General features: G+C 37.6%; 17 protein-coding genes. All 17 read left to right on the forward strand.

All coding sequences use genetic code 11. The features are described from left to right. The first annotated feature begins 3 nt into the window (after window positions 1-3). The 17 genes from DWW33_RS06085 to DWW33_RS06165 all read left to right on the forward strand — a co-directional run bounded on the left by DWW33_RS06085 (window position 4) and on the right by DWW33_RS06165 (window position 21,693). Entirely contained in the window at window positions 4-267 is a 264-nt protein-coding gene (locus tag DWW33_RS06085) for an HPr family phosphocarrier protein (RefSeq protein ID WP_022244507.1), read from the forward strand. Window positions 268-270: 3 nt separating this feature from the next. Then, window positions 271-1,146, forward strand: a complete 876-nt coding sequence (gene rfbD, locus DWW33_RS06090) for a dTDP-4-dehydrorhamnose reductase (RefSeq protein ID WP_118639074.1) — start codon at window positions 271-273, stop codon at window positions 1,144-1,146. An 11-nt stretch (window positions 1,147-1,157) separates the two neighbouring features. After that, window positions 1,158-1,988: a glycosyltransferase family 2 protein gene (locus DWW33_RS06095; RefSeq protein ID WP_118639075.1), complete on the forward strand. Its 831-nt coding sequence runs from the start codon at window positions 1,158-1,160 to the stop codon at window positions 1,986-1,988. Window positions 1,989-2,004: 16 nt separating this feature from the next. Continuing rightward, window positions 2,005-2,946: a glycosyltransferase family 2 protein gene (locus tag DWW33_RS06100; RefSeq protein WP_118639076.1), complete on the forward strand. Its 942-nt coding sequence runs from the start codon at window positions 2,005-2,007 to the stop codon at window positions 2,944-2,946. A 105-nt stretch (window positions 2,947-3,051) separates the two neighbouring features. Next, the gene (rfbB, locus tag DWW33_RS06105; RefSeq protein ID WP_022244503.1) at window positions 3,052-4,137 is read left to right on the forward strand and encodes a dTDP-glucose 4,6-dehydratase; all 1,086 of its coding nucleotides are present in this window, start codon (window positions 3,052-3,054) and stop codon (window positions 4,135-4,137) included. A 208-nt stretch (window positions 4,138-4,345) separates the two neighbouring features. After that, window positions 4,346-5,224, forward strand: a complete 879-nt coding sequence (gene rfbA, locus DWW33_RS06110) for a glucose-1-phosphate thymidylyltransferase RfbA (protein WP_118639077.1) — start codon at window positions 4,346-4,348, stop codon at window positions 5,222-5,224. A 42-nt stretch (window positions 5,225-5,266) separates the two neighbouring features. Further along, a complete protein-coding gene (rfbC, locus tag DWW33_RS06115) occupies window positions 5,267-5,857 on the forward strand; it encodes a dTDP-4-dehydrorhamnose 3,5-epimerase (protein ID WP_118639078.1) in 591 nt (196 codons plus the stop codon). 33 nt (window positions 5,858-5,890) lie between these two features. Next, window positions 5,891-7,303 carry an ABC transporter permease gene (locus DWW33_RS06120; protein WP_243006045.1) on the forward strand — a complete coding sequence of 471 codons (1,413 nt, stop codon included), beginning with the start codon at window positions 5,891-5,893 and terminating at the stop codon, window positions 7,301-7,303. Window positions 7,304-7,316: 13 nt separating this feature from the next. Next, window positions 7,317-8,627: an ABC transporter ATP-binding protein gene (locus tag DWW33_RS06125; protein ID WP_117842159.1), complete on the forward strand. Its 1,311-nt coding sequence runs from the start codon at window positions 7,317-7,319 to the stop codon at window positions 8,625-8,627. Window positions 8,628-8,651: 24 nt separating this feature from the next. Then, the gene (locus tag DWW33_RS06130) at window positions 8,652-9,575 is read left to right on the forward strand and encodes a class I SAM-dependent methyltransferase (RefSeq protein WP_118639079.1); all 924 of its coding nucleotides are present in this window, start codon (window positions 8,652-8,654) and stop codon (window positions 9,573-9,575) included. 1 nt (window position 9,576) lies between these two features. Beyond that, window positions 9,577-10,995, forward strand: coding sequence for a hypothetical protein (locus tag DWW33_RS06135; RefSeq protein ID WP_118088193.1), 1,419 nt, complete (start codon window positions 9,577-9,579; stop codon window positions 10,993-10,995). Window positions 10,996-11,014: 19 nt separating this feature from the next. Then, entirely contained in the window at window positions 11,015-15,457 is a 4,443-nt protein-coding gene (locus DWW33_RS06140; RefSeq protein WP_118639080.1) for a glycosyltransferase, read from the forward strand. A 7-nt stretch (window positions 15,458-15,464) separates the two neighbouring features. Next, entirely contained in the window at window positions 15,465-17,030 is a 1,566-nt protein-coding gene (locus DWW33_RS16215; protein ID WP_117842163.1) for a glucosaminidase domain-containing protein, read from the forward strand. A 7-nt stretch (window positions 17,031-17,037) separates the two neighbouring features. Then, on the forward strand, window positions 17,038-18,123 hold the full coding sequence (locus DWW33_RS06150; protein ID WP_117842164.1) for a DUF6077 domain-containing protein: 1,086 nt from the start codon (window positions 17,038-17,040) through the stop codon (window positions 18,121-18,123). An 11-nt stretch (window positions 18,124-18,134) separates the two neighbouring features. Beyond that, window positions 18,135-19,007 carry a hypothetical protein gene (locus tag DWW33_RS06155; RefSeq protein WP_117842165.1) on the forward strand — a complete coding sequence of 291 codons (873 nt, stop codon included), beginning with the start codon at window positions 18,135-18,137 and terminating at the stop codon, window positions 19,005-19,007. Between the two features lie 24 nt (window positions 19,008-19,031). Beyond that, window positions 19,032-20,405 carry a sugar transferase gene (locus tag DWW33_RS06160; protein WP_117842166.1) on the forward strand — a complete coding sequence of 458 codons (1,374 nt, stop codon included), beginning with the start codon at window positions 19,032-19,034 and terminating at the stop codon, window positions 20,403-20,405. Window positions 20,406-20,448: 43 nt separating this feature from the next. Continuing rightward, window positions 20,449-21,693 carry a glycosyltransferase gene (locus tag DWW33_RS06165; protein WP_117842167.1) on the forward strand — a complete coding sequence of 415 codons (1,245 nt, stop codon included), beginning with the start codon at window positions 20,449-20,451 and terminating at the stop codon, window positions 21,691-21,693. Window positions 21,694-21,711: the final 18 nt, after the last annotated feature.

Raw genomic sequence — 21,711 nt, forward strand, 5'->3', positions numbered from 1 at the left:
GAAATGGTAAGTCAGAAAGTTAAAATAAAGAATCCGACAGGATTACATTTGCGTCCGGCAGGAATTCTCTGCAAGGAAGCAATGCAGTATAAATCGTTAGTAACATTTCATTATCGTGGAAATACTGCTAATGCCAAAAGTGTTTTAAGCGTACTGGGTGCATGCATCAAATTTGGAGATGAAATCGAATTCGTCTGCGAAGGTGATGATGAGGACGAAGCATTAAAGGCAATGGTGGAAGCCGTAGAAAGTGGATTAGGAGAATAAAAGATGAAAAAAATACTGGTAACTGGATGCAATGGACAGTTAGGAAGAGCTATTCGTAAGGAATATGCAGCAAGTGATGTGGAATTTATCAATACAGATGTAGTAGAGGGAGAAGGAGTTGTTTCTCTTGATATTACTGATGTAGATGCCGTACTGAAGCTGGTACGCGCAGAGAAACCGGATGTTATCATTAACTGTGCCGCACATACAAATGTTGATAAGTGCGAAGAACAGTGGGATCTTGCATACAAGATTAATGCAATCGGCCCAAGAAACTTAAGTATTGCAGCAACCGAAGTAGATGCAAAAATGATTCATGTATCTACGGATTATGTTTTTGAAGGAAATGGGACAAGACCATACACAGAATTTGATGCACCAAATCCGGTAAGTGCTTATGGAAAGACCAAGTTAGAGGGTGAAAACTTTGTAAAGGAATTTGCAAAGAAACATTTTATCTTAAGAACAGCATGGCTCTATGGTGATGGAAAGAACTTTGTCAAGACAATGCTGGCATTGGCAGAGAACCATGATGAATTAAATGTAGTCTGTGACCAGGTGGGAACACCTACCAGTGCTGTGGAATTAGCAAAAATGATTCATTATCTGGAAGGCACAGAGAATTATGGAACCTTCCATGCAACCTGTGAAGGAGATACCAACTGGGCAGATTTTGCAGAAGCAATCTTTAAGAGAGCAGGAAAGAATGTAAAAGTAAATCATGTAACCAGTAAGCAGTACAAAGAGATGAATCCGGCATCCGCTAACAGACCGGCATACTCTATCTTGGAGGATTATATGATTAAGCTTACCAGTGACTTTGTAATGGCAGACTGGCAGGATGCACTGGATGTCTATATGAAAGAACTGTTGGGATAATAGGTGAAAAAATGGAACCATTAGTAAGCGTATGTATTCCGGCATATAATAATGTGGAATACATTAAAGATACGATTGATTCAATTCTAAATCAGACATATCAGAATATAGAGCTTGTAATTGTGGATGATAATTCAAAAGATAATACTTATGAACTGATTCAGGAAATTGGGGATGAGAGGATTAAGCTTTATCATAATGATAAGAATCTTGGAATGTCAGGAAACTGGAACCGCTGTCTTTCCTTATGCACCGGTAAATATGCAAAGCTTGTCTGTGCAGATGATATTTTATCGCCGGATGCATTGAAGCGGGAAGTAGATGCTTTAGAGGCAAATCCTACAGCAGTGATTGCGGAAAGTGATACCAAGCTGATTGATTTAAATGGAAAAGGAAAAGGCTTTTATAAACGCTATAAGAAGAGCGGACTGGTAGATGGAAAAGAAATCTGCCGGAAGGGCTTCTTTTCACAGGATTATTTCGGAGCACCACAGGCAAATACTTTCCGGAGAGATGTGGCAGAGAAGATCGGAGGATTTGATACAGATTATACCTATATCTTAGACTATGATTTCTTTGTTTCCATGGCGTGTGAAGGCGATGTTTATATCATACACGAACCACTGAATTTCTTCCGGGTACGAAAAGGTTCAAATACCGGAGAAGTTATGGGGGGCAACAAGGAAAAAACAAAAGTATATGTAGAGGAACATCTGCATTTACTGGAAAAAAACAAAGAACGCTTGAAACTGACACCGAAAGATATCAGACGCAGTGTAATGATCCGGAAGTTCCGTTGCTTTGCGGCATCTGTATATCTGAAAATGTTTGTGCATAAATAAGCGAAAGGGGACTAAAATGGATAAAATTGCAGTATTGATTCCCTGCTATAACGAGAGTAAAACAATCGTAAAGGTAGTAGAGGATTTTAAACGGGTAATTCCGGAAGCTGTTATTTATGTATATGATAATAATTCCAATGATGGAACGGACGAGCTCGCAAGAAGTGCCGGTGCGGTCGTACGTTATGAATATCAGCAGGGAAAAGGAAATGTTATTCGAAGAATGTTCCGTGAAATTGATGCGGAATGTTATATCATGACAGATGGAGATGATACCTATCCGGCAGAATCAGCACCGGAGATGATAAAACAGGTATTAGAACATGGAGCGGACATGGTAGTAGGAGACAGACTTTCTTCTACTTATTTCCAGGAAAATACCAGACCATTCCACAATTTTGGTAATTCCCTGGTGCGTAAATCTATCAATCTTTTCTTCCACACGGATATTAAAGATATTATGACAGGTTATCGTGCGTTCAGTTATCAGTTTGTAAAATCATTCCCGGTATTATCCAAGGGATTTGAAATTGAAACAGAAATGAGCATTCATGCAGCAGATAAGAATATGCAGGTAGACAATGTGATTATTGAGTACCGTGACAGACCGGAGGGAAGTGTATCCAAGCTGAATACCTATTCGGATGGATTTAAGGTACTGCGTACCATTGCAAGACTGTACCGGACTTATAAGCCAATGTCATTCTTTGGCATTATTGCATTTATACTGGCTGCTCTTGGAGTTGGTTTCCTGATACCTGTATTGGTAGTATATGCAAAGACCGGAATGGTGCCGAACTTTCCAACTTTATTTGCTTGCTGTTTTACGATATTGGCAGCAACCCAGGCATTCTTCTCGGGACTTATTCTGCAGACCATTGGACAGAAGAACCGGCAGGATTTTGAAATGGAACTGCAGGCAATCGAAGAGAGAAAGAAAAGACTGGATAAAGAATAGAACTGTTAAATTATGTACAAAAATGTGCACAAACTTCTAAAAAGTTGACAAATAAATGAGGACTGTGCCATAATAAAACGATTTTTAAATCAGGAGGAGAATAAGATGAGAACTTATTTAGTAACTGGAGGAGCCGGATTTATTGGTTCAAACTACATTCACTACATGTTTCGTAAATACGACAATGAGATTCGTATTATCAATGTAGACGCATTAACTTATGCAGGAAACTTGGAAAATTTAAAAGACATCGAGAACAGAGACAACTATACATTTGTAAAAGCAGATATTACAGACAAAGAAGCAATCCGCAAAGTGTTTGCAGAAAATGACATTGACCGCGTGGTACATTTCGCGGCAGAGAGTCATGTTGACCGTAGTATCAAAAACCCTGAAGTATTCGTTCATACCAACGTAATGGGTACTGCAGTTATGTTAAACTGTGCAAAAGAAGCATGGGAACTTCCGGATGGAAGCTTCAAGGAAGGTAAGAAATTCCTTCACGTATCCACAGACGAAGTATATGGTTCCCTTCCAGATGATGGAAAGAGCTTCTTCTATGAGACAACACCATATCAGCCACACAGCCCATACTCTGCAAGTAAGGCATCTTCTGATATGTTAGTAAAATCTTATATTGATACTTATCATTTCCCGGCAAATATTACCAATACATCCAATAACTACGGACCTTACCAGTTCCCGGAGAAACTGATTCCGTTAATCATCAACAATGCTTTACACGGAAAGAAACTTCCGGTATATGGTGATGGAATGAACATCCGTGACTGGTTATATGTAGATGACCATGCAAAGGGAATCGATATGGTTCAGGAGCAGGGACGTCTTGGACAGACTTATAACATCGGTGGACACAATGAGAAGCGTAATATCGAAATCATCAACATCATTATTGAAACTTTACAGGAGATTCTTCCGGATGATGATCCAAGAAAAGCAAATGTAAGCAAAGATTTAATCACTTACGTAGAAGACCGTAAAGGACATGACAGACGTTATGCAATCGCTCCGGACAAAATCAAAGCTGAGATTGGCTGGGAGCCGGAGACCATGTTCAAAGATGGTATCAAGAAGACAATTGCATGGTATCTTGAGCATGAAGACTGGATGAACAATGTAACCAGTGGTGACTACCAGAAATATTATGCAGATATGTATAAAGATAAATAAATAGAAGTATAGAAAGAGAAGCGGATAGGAAAATACAAGACCTGTCCGCTTTTTTTGTGCGTTTTCGCCAGTATTTCCACGGGTACTACAGAAATTATTAAGGAAAATATAGATGAAAAATACGATGTAATATGTTATAATTAAATGATTTATTAGGTGAAAGAATGCGTTGGAGAACGTAAACAATATGATTAAGGAGGATTTTTCCATGAAAGGTATTATTTTAGCCGGAGGTTCCGGAACAAGACTTTATCCATTAACCAAGGCAGTATCCAAACAGATTATGCCGGTATATGACAAACCAATGATTTATTATCCATTATCTACACTGATGCTGGCAGGAATCCGTGAGGTACTGGTTATCTCTACACCAAGAGACCTTCCGGTATTTGAGGAGTTATTAGGAGATGGAAGCCAGCTGGGAATGTCTTTCTCTTATGCAGTGCAGGAACAGCCAAGAGGACTTGCAGATGCATTTATCATCGGTGAGAAATTCATTGGCAATGATGCAGTGGCATTGGTATTAGGCGATAATATTTTCTATGGACAGAGTTTCTCTAAAGTGCTTCGCAGTGCAGCAGAGCGTACAGAGAGCCAGCCGGGAGCAACCATTTTCGGATATTATGTAAAAGATCCAAGAGAATACGGTGTAGTAGAATTTGATGAGAATGGTAAAGCATTGTCAATCGAAGAAAAACCGGCTCAGCCAAAATCCAATTATGCAGTTCCGGGACTTTATTTCTATGACAATGATGTAGTAGAGATTGCCAAGAATGTAAAACCATCTGCAAGAGGAGAAATTGAAATTACAAGTGTTAATAATGAATATCTGAACCGTGGAACCCTTCAGGTTGAGACCTTAGGAAGAGGATTTGCATGGTTAGATACCGGAAATCATGACATGCTTCTTGATGCAGCAGATTTCGTAGCAGCATTCCAGAAACGTCAGGGATTATATATTTCCTGTATCGAAGAAATTGCATACAAGAGAGGATTCATCGATAAAGCACAGTTAGAGAAGCTGGCGCAGCCATTACTTAAGACTGCATATGGTCAGTATCTGATGGACGTTGCTAACGGATTATAAAATAGAGTTGGGTATTATTGTAGAAAAGCGAGGAAGAGAAAAATGGGAAAAATTAAAGTAACAAATGACTGTAATGGAATCAAAGGATTAAAAGTAATTGAACCTGCAGTATTCGGAGATGCAAGAGGATACTTTATGGAGACCTATAACTATAATGATTTCAAGGAAGCAGGAATCGACTGTGAATTCGTACAGGACAACCAGTCTGCATCCAAGAAAGGTGTACTTCGTGGACTTCATTTCCAGTTAAACTATCCACAGGACAAGCTGGTGCGTGTAGTAAACGGTGAAGTATTTGACGTCGCAGTTGACTTAAGAGAAGGTTCTGAAACCTTTGGAAAATGGTTTGGAGTTACTTTGTCTGCTGAGAACAAGAAACAGTTCTTCATTCCAAAGGATTTTGCACACGGATTTATCGTATTAAGTGATTATGCAGAATTCTGCTATAAAGTTACTGATTTCTATCATCCAAACGATGAGGGCGGACTTCTGTGGAATGACCCTGACATCGGAGTAGAATGGCCAATGCCGGAAGGAATGACAGAGGCAGATTTGATTTTATCCGACAAAGATAAAGTATGGCATGGCATCAAGGCATATGCAGAGAATAAGAATAACTGCAGGAAAGACTGATAGACAGTTGAAGTAACATAAGGAGTAAATGATATGTCTAAGAAGAGACTCGCAGCCAGCCTGCTGGTGGTACTGTTTGGTATATTGGCGAACATCCTGGTTTTCAGATATGAACCGGCTTTAAGTGAGAAGAAGGTTACGGTAAAGGTAACACTTACATCCGATGAAGAAAATTATATGGAGATGTTCTATCTGACAGACGGACAGAAAATGCCGGATGATTTCAAGGCAGAACAAAGCAGCGGAGTGAATTATAAAAAAGCTGGAACAGAGAAAACGTTAGAATATGCCGTACCGGCAGATATTTCATATCTTCGCTTTGATTTGGGAAGCGGAGCATCCGAGACAACTATTTCCGGCATAACCATTGAAAGTAATGGACAAACTGCGGTAATAGATCAGAATGTTTTTTCAGAAACAGTGCGTCTGCAGGAAGTAAAACAGAATAATGTTTCAGACGGTATTAACCTGACAGCAGAAAAAGAGGATCCTTACCTGGTATGGAATACAGAGAACTGGGGAATTGCGAAGCTGGTAAAGGACAGCCTCTGGCTCCGGTATCTTCTGGTTAAAATCCTTGCGTGTGTTGTATTGGATATCATTCTTATTGTTGCATTAAAAGCAGGTAAAAAGCTGATTGTTCTTCCGAAAGAGGTGTATCAGAACAGAAAGCTGCTCTGGAATTTGTCAAAGAATGATTTTAAAACTAAATTTGCAGGTTCCTATCTTGGTATTATCTGGGCATTTATACAGCCAATTGTAACGGTAGTGGTATACTGGTTCGTATTTGAAAAAGGATTAAAGGCTGGCGGAATCAACACCAGAGCAGGAATTGATGTTCCGTTTGTACTCTGGCTGGTTGCAGGTCTGGTGCCTTGGTTCTTCTTCCAGGATGCATTAAATGGTGGAACCAACGCACTGATTGAATACAGCTATCTGGTTAAGAAGGTTGTATTTAAGATAAGTATTCTTCCAATTGTGAAAGTAGTATCTGCTCTGTTTGTACATGTATTCTTCGTAGTATTTACGCTGGTGCTGTATAGTGCATATCACTATTATCCGGATTTATATACATTGCAGATTGTGTACTATACCTTTGCCATGTTTATTATGGTATTGGGAATCGTGTATGCAACCTGTGCGATTGTAATCTTTTTTCGTGATTTAACACAGGTGATTAACATTGTTCTGCAGGTTGGGATGTGGATGACACCGATTATGTGGAACATTGATACCATGGAATTATCTCCAGTGCTGATTACCATATTCAAACTGAATCCGATGTACTATATTGTGGCAGGATACCGGGATGCGTTGATTAATAAGGCGTGGTTCTGGGAAAATGCACCACTGACTTTATACTTCTGGCTTCTGACAGCAGTATTATTCGGTATCGGAACCATGATATTTAAGCGGTTGAAGATTCATTTTGCAGATGTATTATAGGAAGGCATAGGATATGAGCGAAGTAGCAATTAGAGTAGATGATGTAAGTAAATTATATAAGCTTTACGATAAACCTTCAGACAGACTGAAGGAATCGTTAGGCCTGACACGAAAGAAATTATATAAGGAACATTATGCACTGCATAATGTTTCTTTTGATGTAAAAAGAGGAGAAACCGTTGGCATAATCGGAACCAACGGTTCCGGAAAATCTACGATTCTTAAGATTATTACTGGAGTCTTGAATCCATCCGGTGGTCATGTAGAGATTGATGGAAGAATTTCTGCACTGTTGGAGCTGGGTGCAGGCTTCAATATGGAATATACCGGAATTGAGAATATCTACCTTAATGGAACCATGATTGGTTTTTCCAGGGAAGAGATTGATGCAAAGATGCAGGATATTCTTGATTTTGCAGATATCGGTGACTTTGTGCATCAGCCGGTCAAGACATATTCTAGTGGTATGTTTGTGCGGCTGGCATTTGCGGTAGCGATTAATATTGACCCGGAAATCCTGATTGTCGATGAGGCGTTGTCGGTAGGAGACGTATTCTTTCAGGCAAAATGCTACAAGAAATTTGAAGATTTTAAGAAAATGGGAAAAACCATCCTTTTTGTCAGCCATGATCTGGGCAGCATCAGCAAATACTGTGACCGTGTTGTACTTTTAAACAGAGGAAAGAAGCTGGCAGAGGGTACACCAAAAGAAATGGTAAGCATGTATAAGCGAATCATGGTCAATCAGGATAAGGCGGAGGAAATCGCAGCACACCAGATGGACATGAGCTCCTTGGAAGAAGATGATGAAAAGGAAATCAAAGAGGCTGTCTGCGAAGGACAGTGGAAGAATCATTACAATCTGAATCCGGATGTGGATGAATATGGCAATGGTGCCGCTGAAATTGAAGACTTTGCTATAATAGATGAGAATGGTAATTATACCAATGCAATTGTAAAAGGAACACGATTCCGGCTGAAATCCAAAGTAAAATTTAAACAGGATGTTCATGATCCGATATTTACCTATACCTTTAAAAATATACAGGGTGTGGCAATAACCGGAACCAATACTATGTATGAGAAGAAGGATGTTCCATTGGCAAAAGAAGGGGAGACTTATGTTGCAACCTTTGAGCAGGATATGTTTCTGCAGGGAGGGGAATACTTATTGTCCATGAGCTGTACCGGATATCGTGACGGTGAGTTCCAGGTATACCACAGATTATATGATGTATGCAATGTGACGGTGGTTTCAGATAAAAATACCGTAGGTTTTTATGATATGAATTCTGTTACGACAGTGGAGAAGATAGATGAGTAAAAAGATAAAGGAAAGACGGCGGAAATGACAGAAAATTGTGGGAAAGTTCAAATTGACAGAAGCAGATATCAGGCAGAGCCTGTGTTTGGAGAACCGATTCCGGATAAAATGATGTTAGAGGACATAAAGCGTTATAGAAAAGACGGCCTGCAGGAAGTGATAAAAGAACGTAAGAGTTATAATTATTTATTCTATTTGTCGGAACTCCGCAAGAATATCATAGAATGGTATCCATTTTTCAGACAGGCAGAAGTGCTTGCAGTGGGTGCGGATGCAGGAATACTTACAGATGCACTGGCACAAAAGGCAGCGCACGTTACCTGCGTGGAAACATCGGAAACGAGAGCCGAAATGAATGCAGCATGGAACGCTGAAAAAGATAATGTCAGAATAATCTTGGGAAATTATCCGGAAGTAGAAGATAAACTCGGCAGCTATGATTACATTACGCTGATTGGAGAATGGAAATATGCCAGGTCCTATTATGAGAAATCAGAAGACGCATATAGAACCTTTCTTCTGGAACTGTTAAAACATTTGAAAACCGGTGGAGAACTGCTTCTTGCTACAGAAAATAAAATGGGAATGAAGTATTGGGCAGGCTGCCAGGAGGATTATTATGGCGGATATTACCGGGGAATTGAAGATTATCCGGGGGAAGATAATGTCCGCACATTTTCAAAAAAAGAACTGGAAGAGGAACTGAGGGGAATAGAGGGGATTTCCTGGAAATTCTATTATCCATATCCGGATTATAAATTTCCAATGGCGATTTATTCTGATGAATATCTTCCAAAAACAGATGAACTTACGATGAATATCCGTAATTTTGACCGGGACCGCTATGTTATGTTTGATGAAGAAAAGGCATTCGGAACGGTAATAAAAGAAGGGCTATTTTCAGAATTTTCCAATTCGTTTATGGTATCTATCAAAAAGGAGCAGTAGCATGAAAACAGTAGTATTCGCAAAATATTCAAATGATCGTGCAGATGAATTTGCAATATGTACGGAAATACTGAAAGATGAAAATGGAAAGAAGAGCATCCGCAAACGTCCGGTGGAAAAAGAGGGAATCCATCATGTGCAGGGCGTTTATGAAAACTATCTGAAGCTTAAGAGGCAGTATCAGAATGTTTTCGGTGTTGCAGCCTGTCAGATGGAAGCACAGGCGGCAGCGTTTGAGTTTGTGAAGGGAACTGCGTTATCTGCAATATTAGAAAACTACATTGAACAGGGTGAAAAAGACAGAATAGAAGAACTGGTACGGGATTATTGCAACCGGATAACATCAATAGAACCAAAAGCAATCTTTCATGTAACAGAGGAATTTAGAAAAGTTTTCGGAGATGCAACATTTGAAAAAGAGCAGAGTTCTGCTGCGGAAATAACAGATATCGATTTGATATTTGAAAATATTATGATAGATGCCGAAAGCTGGAAAGTAATTGATTATGAGTGGAGCTTTGCATTTCTTATTCCAGAGAAATTTGTAATATACAGAAGTATTCTTTACTGGTTTTTAAAACAGAATGTCAGCCAGTTGTTTACCTGGCAGGAGTTAATGGAATTAGTTTCGATTACGGAAGAAGAGGAAGAAAAATTCCGGAAGATGGAAGCAAATTTCCAAAAGTATGTCATTGGTGGAAAGATTCCAGTCCGGGATATGACAGAGTATCTAGGAACAAAAGCAATTCCATTTAGCGCGGTGTTACATCCGGAAACAGAAGCAAAGGACAGGATGCAGGTTTATTATAACAGTGGAAAAGGATTTTCAGAACAGAATTCCTATTTTATTCCGCATACGGATGAAGGGGAGATGGAAGAAATACGTATTCCTGTCAGCGAAAATGAGAAAGAAGTGCGCTTTGACCCAAGTATGGGAAAATGCGTTGTCTATATAGAATCCATACAGGATTCCAACGGAAAGAAAACTGCAATCAAGTGGTGTAACGGACGGTGGCTTTCTAAGCAGAGTATTTTCTTTGAAGAGGAAGATCCACAGATTCTCGTTGAAATAGAAAAAGGAATTTCCTATCTTGAAATAAAATGTATGGTGGCAGCCACAACGGCTCTTATCACAGAACTTTCCGATGTGACCAAGTTCTATGATTATGGGAAAGTGAAAAAGACTGCAGAAGAGCGGAAAAATGAAATCGAAGAGCTGAATGAGCAGATTGCACAATATGAAGAGAAACAGAAACAGGGCATAATCCGGCTGGAAGAACAGGGCAGGCAGATAGATGAAATGCGTAAACTGATTATGATAAGGGAAGATGAACTGATGTATCATAAGAATGGACTTTGGTACAGATTCAAAAATAAATTACGCAATTGGAAAAACAGGATATTACATAGAAATCGGTAATAGCTAATGGAGAACAACTATGAGTAATAGAGAAAGCTTTGAAGAATTAAAGAAAAAAATAGAACAGGCAGATGTGGTATCGTTTGATGTGTTTGATACGCTGATTTTACGAATTGTAAATACACCGGAAACCATATTTAAGCTGGTTGGAGATGTCTGCGGCATTAAGGATTATGAGCATATCCGTCAGGAAATGCAGCGGCAGGCAAGTATGGAAGCAGAAGAAAAATGGAACCAGCCTCATGCGGTTATGGATCAGATTTATGATTATATAAAGACACATTCCGGGCTTGAGATGGATTGGGAGAAAGTAAAGCAGACAGAGCTTGAAATGGAATATGATTCACTGGTTGCAAATCCGGAAATGAAAGAAATTTATGAGTTTGCCAAAGCAGCGGGCAAGCGTGTGATAGCAACAAGTGATATGTATTTAAAGAAGGATTTCTTAGGAAAAGTATTGAAAAAATGCGGATATGAAATGGATAAAATCTATGATTCTGCAGATGAGATGCATACAAAATTCCGCGGAGATTTGTACGAGCAGGTGCAGAAGGAAGAAGGAGTTCCTGCATGGAAAATCATACATATCGGTGACAACTGGGAATCTGATGTGGTAAATGCCCAGAAAGCGGGATTCCAGACCTATCATTATCCACAGGAAAAAGCAGATAATAAAAACATGCTTCCGTTCAGCATCGACGAAGGAGTAAAGAACTGTATTCACAAGGAGCATTATGAATTCTGGGAAAATTTAGGTGCAGAAGTGGGCGGACCGCTTTATCTTGGTTTATTTACCTGGCTAAAGAGCTGTCTGAAAAGGGAAAAATATGAGAAGATATTTTTCCTTGCAAGAGACGGCTATAATCTCTATCAGTTGTTTGGCAAATATACCGATGAGAAGACAGAATATCTGATGACTTCCCGCAGAGCCTTGTTATTGGCTGGAATCAGTAAATTAGACGAAGAAACCATGCAGATTCTTCCACCATTTACATTAGGACAGACCATAAAAGAAGTGTTAGAATATCTTGGAGTGCTTGAAATCTGTCAGGACAGCATAAAGGAAGCTGGCTTTGAAAGTGTAGATGAAATTATTCATACACGGGAAGAAATGGAACAGGTAAAGAAGCTGTATACATTAAATGAGACAGCCTTCTTGAAAAAATGTGAAGAAGAGAGACAGGAAGCATACCAGTATTTTAAGGAAAAAGGTTTCTTTGACGTAGACAGTATTGTATTTGACTGTGGCTGGAACGGTTCCTCACAGTATCTTCTGGATCGTTTCTTAGAATGTGTCGATTATCAGAAAAAAAATAAATTCTTCTATACCGGAATTTTAAATACAGAGAAGAGTAAACGCCAGTTAAACGGAAGAAAATTTGAGACCTATCTGTTTAACTATGATGAAAATTATAATCTGCAGAATAAAATGAAGGATTCCATTGTTATTATGGAATTGTTCTTTGGTGCGCCGATGAACTCTGTTTATAAATATAAAGACGGAGGGGCAGTATTAGAGGATATACCGGAAGAAACTGCATATAAAGAGGCAATCAGCCAGGGTATTATTACTTTTGTGGAGCGCTCTATTGACTTTGTGGAGAAGTATAAGATTCAGGTGAAACCGGAACATGCTGTGACTGCTATTTTACGTTTGATTCATGAGCCGACAGAAAAGGAAGCAGTTACAATAGGAAATATCGCCAATGTGGATGGATTTGCCAACCAGAAAGCAATTATAAAATATATCGCAAAACTGGATGAAGCTTCATATAAAGAAAATCCACAGATTGAAATATACTGGGCGGAGGGCTTGTTCAAGAGACCGGACATCGATGAAAAGTTAAAAAAGCAGATTGCACAGGACCGTCATCTGTATTATAAGGATGCGGAAACAGATGATGCAGAACAGGCAAAAGAAAGTCTTTATGAAAAAGATTTAAAGAAGTATGGAAAAGTTACGGCTGATTTCCTGGAAGAAGAAAGAAAGCACAAAAATAAAGATCCATACCAGCGCTTTATCAAAGAAAATGAGACCAATATCGTTACAGGAAGAATCTTTGAGCAAAATCCGCTCATTTCATTTGTAGTGCCGGTATATAATGTGCCGGATGACATGCTGACAGCCTGTATCGATTCCATTATCGGACAGACTTATAAGAACTGGGAATTATGGCTGGTGGATGATTTCTCATCATGGGAGTCCGTGCGTGAAGTGCTGCACAGCTATGAAACCACACCGGGAGTTCATGTCATCTATCGTACAGAAAATGGAAATATTTCCAAAGCAACAAATGATGGAATTGCAAAAGCAAGTGGTGAATACATCGCATTTATGGACTGTGATGATGTAATAGAATTAAATACGTTAGAAGAAATGGTGGCATTAATCAACGAAAATCCGGAGCTGGATTTCATTTACAGTGATGAGGACAAGCTGACAGAGGACGGAACCAGAAGACATTCTCCGTTCTTCAAGCCGGACTGGTCACCGGATACCTTCTTTTCGATTATGTATACCAACCATCTTGCAATATACCGTACCGCATTGGTGCGCAAGACTGGTGGACTGCGTACGGAATATAATGGAGCACAGGATTATGATTTTACCCTGCGCTTTACAGAACTGACGGATTATAAGCGGATTGGCCATGTGAAGAAAGTATTATATCACTGGCGTGAACGGGCAGAATCCATTGCAGCAAAAATGGAGGCAAAGCCATATGCACTGGAAGCGATGAAGCGCCTGAAAGAAGAAACGCTGGAAAGACGCGGATTAAAGGGAACCGTGGAATTCGTCAGTGACATGTATCAGTACAGAGTCTGCTATGAAGCAGAGGGTAATCCGAAGGTCAGTATTGTCATTCCATCCAAGGATAATTTCAAAATATTAAAGCAGTGTATTGATTCCATAAAGCAGTGCACCATTTATGAAAACTATGAAATTATTGTAGTGGACAATGGCAGTAACGAAGAGAATAAAGCACAGATAGAGAGCTACTTGGAGGAACAGAAGGCAGCTTATATTTATGAGCTGATGAATTTTAACTTCTCGAAGATGTGCAATCTGGGAGTGAAAGCATCGGATGGAGAATATATTCTGCTTTTAAATGATGATATTAAAGTGTATCGTGCAGAGTGGCTGTCTCTTCTGGTGGGACAGGCATCCCTTGATTATGCCGGAGCAGTCGGCGCGAAATTGTTATATCCGGAGACCGACATTATCCAGCATATTGGAATTGCAAATCTTAAGATAGGGCCGTCTCACAGTGAGATAGGATTTTCAGATTCCAATATCTATTATTTTGGCAGAAACCGTGTGAATTATAACTGGCTTGCAGTAACAGCAGCATGTCTAATGGTGAAGAAGAGCAAATATGAAGAAGTAGGCGGTCTGGATGAAGAACTGACTGTTGCTTACAATGATGTAGATTTCTGCTTTAAATTGTACGAAAAGGGCTATTACAACAGCGTGCGGAATGATGTTCCAATGTATCATTATGAATCTATCAGCCGTGGCTCTGATGATGTGGATGAGAAAAAACAGCAGAGATTGCTGAAAGAGAGAGAACACTTATATGCGAAGCATCCGAATCTGAAAGGAAAAGACCCGTTCTACAATGATAATTTAACCCAGAACAAAGTGGATTTCAGCATCAATGTAGAAGAGGAAGAACAGGAATATGCCATCTGTGAGTGGATGAAGCATTATCCGAAAAAAGTAAAAAGTGATTTCAAAGTCTGCATTGATAAAATAACAGATGATAAAGATTTTGCCATTGAAGGCTGGTGTCAGGGAGAAGACGCAGAGAGAGATAATGCGTCAGAACGTTATCTGCTGCTTCGCTCCGAGCAGGGAAAAATCTATCAGTGTAAGATGGAAAAAGTATTCCGTGAGGATGTGGCACAGTCGTTGGGAAGCACCAATTATCTGGCAGGCTTCCGCTGCCGGGTAGACCGAAACCAGATTGCGATGAATCTTCATGCGTATACCATTGGTATTATGCAGAAATATCAAAAAGAAGTCTTTATAAGATGGCTGGATGTCATGAGCGGCAGACAGGAATTAAAAGGAACTGTGGTACGTGATATTGCATTGGAAGAACGTACAGGATGGAAACCAAAACAGATACTGCACAGAATCGATGGCGTAAAGCGTACCGAAGAGCTTTTTGGTATCAAAGGCTGGGCAGTATTAGAACATGCAGATAATATTAATTGTGAGACGCAGATTCTGGTTGTAGAAGGTGACAGGGCAAGAGTATGTTCCACACAGGCAAAGGAACGCTATGATGTAGCGTTATCTATGCCGCATTACAAAAATATTTATCTGTGTGGATTTGCAGCAGAGATTCCAAATGTAGGAAAGGATGCAGTCATTTTCATTGTTAAGAAGAATCTGCACAATGGAAAAGTATATTATCAGCAGTTAAGTGAATCAGAGTTACAAGAGGAAGCATAGAAAAACAATGAAGAGAAAGTTACAGAAAGTATTTCAAAATTTGTGGACAGCAGTACTGCTATGTGCCATGGTGCTGCCGGTAAATACCGTGCAGGCGGCGGAAAAAGAGCCGCAGAGCGTAGTATCGACGATAAATACATATTATGACGGTGGATACAGTATTATGGGACCAACGACGGTAACTATTGGCCAGATGATTAATTATTATCAGGCAAATCAGGCATATCCGGCATTTTATGCCAATTCAGATGCACCGAACATCTATGTATTCTGCATGATGTATATGGAAGAATGTAATGCAGAAGGCGTAAGGGCAGAGGTAGCATTTGCCCAGGCTATGAAAGAGACCGGATTCCTCCGGTATAGAGGAGATGTTCATATTGAACAGTTTAACTTTGCAGGTCTGGGTGCAACTGGTGGAGGCAATCCGGGAAACAGCTTTCCAACCGTCCGGATGGGAATCCGGGCACAGGTGCAGCATTTGAAAGCATATGCAACATCCGCTTCATTGAATCAGGAAGTAGTAGACCCGAGATACAGCCTTGTAAATAAAGGCAGTGCACCATATGTGGAGTGGCTTGGCAAACATGAGAATCCAACGGGAATCGGCTGGGCAACTGCATGGGGCTACGGAAACAGTATTGTCAATGATTACATAGCGAGAATGCGGAATTATTCTACCTATTCCACCTGGTATCAGGGAGTGAACTATGAAGCGGTATATAATCCGGATTATTATATGTTACATAACCCGGATGTGGCAGCAGCCTGTGGTGGCAGCTCGGACAGCCTGCTTTCCCATTTCCTAAACTATGGAATGAAGGAAGGGCGTCAGGGAATCGTATATTTTGATGTAAATTCTTATAAACGACGTTATAAAGACCTTCGAATGGCATTTGGAAATGATTTAAAATTGTATTATCTTCATTATGTTTATTCCGGACAGAATGAGCACAGAATTGCATCCGGAGCGGTTAACAACTTTGATGCAATAACGGTTTATAACGGAGTGGACTATGCATCAGTCTATGATTATAATTATTATGTAAATAAATATCCGGATATCCGGGCAGCATTTGGAGATGATGATATGGCAGTTCTTGCTCACTTTGTAAATTATGGAATGAGCGAAGGGCGGCGTGGAAATGAGGCATTTGATATAAATTCTTATCGGAATGCGTATTCTGACCTCCGAGCAGCTTTTGGAACGGATTTAAGACAGTACTATCTGCATTATATCTATGCCGGTCAGGCAGAGAAACGTGTGACATCAGGAGTAACTGAACTACAGAATCCACTGACAGTATATAATGGGGTAGATTACTCTTACGTATACGATTATAATTATTATACCAATTTGTATCCGGATATCCGTGTAGCCTTTGGCAATGATGACAGAGCAGTGCTTGCACATTTTATAAATTATGGAATGACAGAAGGAAGAAGAGGAAATGCAACCTTTGATGTAGCTGCTTATCGTAATAAGTATGCGGATTTGCAGCAGGCATTCGGAAATGACTGGAAGGGGTATTATGAACATTATGTGCAGTATGGATTAGCGGAAGGAAGATAAAAGTAAGATGATTTATATACAAGGATGGCTTGAAGTTATTGTTGCTTTTGGTATTCTAATTATCTATTTGATGAATTATTTTTTGTTTGGATTTGCATTTGCAACAATATGTAAAAAAGAGAAAAAAAATTTTGGCTTTTGTATGGTCTCAGGCTTTTTTATTTATTCTTTAGTTTTTGGAATTTTTGTTTTGCCATTAAAAACAAATGTGATTTCATTAAATATAATTTCTGAAATATGGAGTATAGTATGGCTGCTTACAATTTTACTAATTATAATATGCTGTTGGAAAGAATTGAAGAAACATTTGAAATTTTGGAAACAGCAATTTGTAGAAAATAAAATTGTAATAATTATTTTTAGCGGAATTACAGTAATACAACTCATTTTTGAAGAGCTATATGGGCGATATACAAATGGAAGCGGGGCAGCATGGTTTAATGCTTATGTATCTGCAGCGGTGTTTGATAATTACCTTGGAATTACTCATCCTGTGTCTGGTGAAAAAATGAAATATTTTTATGAAGCATATTTTTTACAGACATATAATGACCATTCTGCGGTAATATCTAAGCTGACAAAGTTATCTCCTTTAATTGAAACTAGAACTGTTATGTCAACAGTGGTAATCATAATAGGTAACTTGTTAATTTATGAATTGGCTAAAAGTTTATTTAAGGAAAGTAAGAAACAATATCGTATAGTTTTTTTCATACTTTATATAGCGGTTATGGGGATATTTGTTCCTTGTGTGTATTTACCTTCTTATTATTATTATTTTAGAGCATTTGAAGGAAAAAATATATTTGGAATGTTGCTTATACCATTTGTTGTGGTATGTTTATTAAAATTGTATGATAAACCGAATAATGGATATGTACAAAAATCACTTGTTTTAGGTTTACTTGGTTCGTATACATTTTGTATGTCGACAATGTATATTTTACCATTTATTTTTTTGAGTTATATACCTATGGTATTTTATAATAAGAAAATGTTTAAAAATTTATGTGTAGGACTAATTCCGTGTATTGCTGTAATGGGATATTATATGTTAATTAGACAAGGTGTTATTACATTGACGATACGATAAGAGGAGAGAGAATGCATTTTAATTATGATGATTATCCAGGAACACAGTTTTTTTTGAAATGGTGTGCAGTTATTAATAGTACAATGACAAATATGGAACGTGGACTTCTGATAGGATACATTTTATTGATTATATATTACCTTATCAAGGGAAATAAGAAGGAACGAACATTTTTTTCGCTACAACCATTAGCATTAATGGTGATAATATTGAATCCGTGGGCGATGGTGGTATGGCTTAGAATATTTGGTGATTCATTGAGAAGCAGAATATTTCGTTTCTTTTGGCTACTTCCAATACTTATGACGTATTCGTATTTTTTGACTTGTTTGTATGAAAAAACTAAAAAGAAGTTTGCTAAAATAATAATTGCGTTGATTAGTATTATCGGGATTAGCCAGATTGGAATTGGAACGAGATATACATTTACTGGGGTGTATGAAAACCATGGTTGTCAAATGGTAGAAAATCGATATAAAATACAAAATGATACAATTATGGCAGCAGAAATAGTGGAGAAGGATAAAAAAGATAAAGAACAGGCTGTTAATGTTGTTTATGATGGAAATATGTCAATGGAGATTAGAACTTATGATGCATCGATATTATCAGCAACAGGTACTATCTTCTCTTATCAAATTTTAGATAAGGAGACATGGGATATGCTTGTAGATGATGAAAATTGGCAAGCAATTGTAGCAGCACTTGTGAGCGGAGCTATAATGGATGAAAATTGGGTAGATAAGCATATTTTAGAGAGGGCATTTAAAAGCTTAGATGTAAATTATGCAATAGTTCAAAAGGATAATTATTACTTAAGAATATGGCAGGAAGAAGCAGTACAAATAGGAAAAACTGAAAATTATATTGTATTTAAATTATAAATTAGAAGTGTGGGAAGTGTACATATGAGAAAAATAAAAATAGAGTTTTGGAAAAAAATTTATGTGAGAAGTGTAAATTTGTTAATGCTTATTTTAATTAATGGAGCATTCTATTTGACATGGTTGCAGAAATGGAATATGTTGATGAATCGCTATTTTGAAAATAAAGGAAATATACTTATTTCATTGATATATTTAACTCTGAGCACGTTTTTCTTGAAAACTTGGGGGGGATTTGAGGTTGGTTATGCAAAAACGGTTAATTTAGCATTAGGACAAGTTTTTGGAATGATTTGCACTAATTTTGTAATATATATTCAGATTGTATTGATGGTTGGCGATGTTCAATTGGCTAAAAAAATAGCAATAGAAATGATAACATTATTGGTGGGAAACATAGTTATATTACTATTGTGCGATATTATATTTGTAAAATTATATAGAAAAATATTTCCACCATTAAGAATATTGCAGATTAATGGAGAATATAAAAATTTCTTGAATCAAAAAATGAGTGCAAGACGTGATAAATATAAAATTTGCGAGGAGATATCTGTATTTAAACCGGAAAATGAGATTTTTGATAAATTGAACCATTATGATGCAATTTTGTTAAATGATATACCTAGTGAATACAAAAATAAAATATTAAAATATTGTTTTGAACACTCTATCCGTGTTTATTTTACTCCAAAGATTTCGGATATTATTGTAAAAGGAACGGAAGAAATTAATTTATTTGATTCGCCGTTGTTTTTATGTAAAAACATAGGATTAACAATAGGGCAGAGGGTGTTTAAAAGGATTTTTGATATTCTACTTTCACTTGTGGGACTGATAATTACATCACCGTTTATGCTTATTGCTGCAATATGTATAAAGGTTTATGATGGAGGTCCAGTATTTTTTAAACAGGAACGTTGTACATATGGTGGAAAAGTATTTTGGATTTATAAATTTCGCTCTATGATTGTTGATGCAGAAAAGGATGGAAAATCGAAACCAGCAACAGATGATGATGATCGAATAACTCCAGTGGGAAGATTTATTCGAAAGACAAGGATAGATGAATTGCCTCAGCTTTTAAATATATTTAAGGGAGACATGAGCATTGTGGGTCCGAGACCAGAAAGAATTGAACATATTGAAAAATATGGAAAGGAAATACCAGAATTTACGTATCGTTTAAAGGTAAAAGGAGGACTGACAGGATATGCACAGGTTTATGGAAAATATAATACAACAGCTTTAGATAAGCTCAAAATGGATTTGCTTTATATTGTTAATTATTCTATTTTGGTAGATTTTCAAATATTATTTGAAACGGTAAAAATTATATTTCAGAAAGAAAGTACAGAAGGTTTTACAGAGGAGCAAAAGCAGAAAATAGAAAAATAAAAATAATGCACATTAAATATGCAGAAAAAGAGGAGGCTATAGAGTGAAAGAAAGACCAATATTAATTCATGAAGTGCGTGATATGTGGCCAGAAACTTTGGTGGTAGGATATGGGATGAAAAGATATAATCCATTTGTATGGCTATTGCAAAGGGCAGAAAATAGTGCGTATCGTAGGTCCGATTATGTTGTTTCAACCTTAGAATATGCCAAGGAACATATGCTTAAGCATGGTTTAAAGGAAAGTAAATATAGATATTTAACAAATGGAGTTACACTTCAAGATTGGGAGAATCCTTTAGAATTGCCGAAAATGCATAAGGATGCTCTTCAAAAAATTAAAAAGCAAGGAAAATTCCTAATTGGATATTTTGGAGGAATGACTCCGCTTGATACATTAGATTTTTATCTTGATGCAATAAAAAAAGTGAATTGTGACTCAATACAGTTTGTTTTAGTCGGAGATGGACGAGAAAGAGAGCGACTGGAACAAAGAATAAGGAGTGAAAAAATTACAAATTGTCTCATATTGCCAAGAATAGAAAAAAAGTCCATACCTAATTTGTTAAAGTGGTTTGATTGTATATATATGGGGACGGAGTATACAGAATTAAACAAGTATGGAATTAGTCTTACGAAAATGACAGATGCCATGATATCAGGAGTTCCTATTATATTTCGAACTAATATAGATAATTTAGTAAGTCAGAATAATGCAGGGATTATTGTAGATACAAAAAATCCACAGAAATTAGCAGACAAATTTATAGAAATATATGAAATGGATGCAGATGAGCGAAGAAAAATGGGGTTAAATGGTCATAATGCGGTTGTAAATAATTATACATATGAAAAAATAGCAGAAAACTATACAAAATTATTCCCGGCAAAGGAGAATTTACATATTTTAATGATACAACATTATGCAGGTTCAAATAATATGGGAATGGTTTTTCGACCTTATTATCTTGCACGAGAGTGGGTAAAACGAGGATACAAGGTTGATATAATTGCGGCAAGTTATTCTCATCTTCGTGTTAAAAATCCGGAGATAGAAAAATCATTTAAAAAACAAGAAATAGATGGAATTGTATATCATTGGGTAAAAACAAGAACATATGAAGGAAATGGGATTAAAAGAGCGTTTTCTATTTTTGATTTTGTAGGTCAGACATTAGTACATGCTTCAGAAATAGCGAAAACATTGCAACCGGATGTAATTATTGCAGGCTCTACTTATATGTTAGATACTTATATAGGACAAAAAATTAGAAGAAAAAGAAAATAAATGATTATACGGAAAAGG

It is taken from the genome of Roseburia sp. AF15-21 (assembly GCF_003479505.1).
In the GTDB taxonomy this organism is placed as follows: Bacteria; Bacillota; Clostridia; order Lachnospirales; family Lachnospiraceae; genus Roseburia_C; species Roseburia_C amylophila.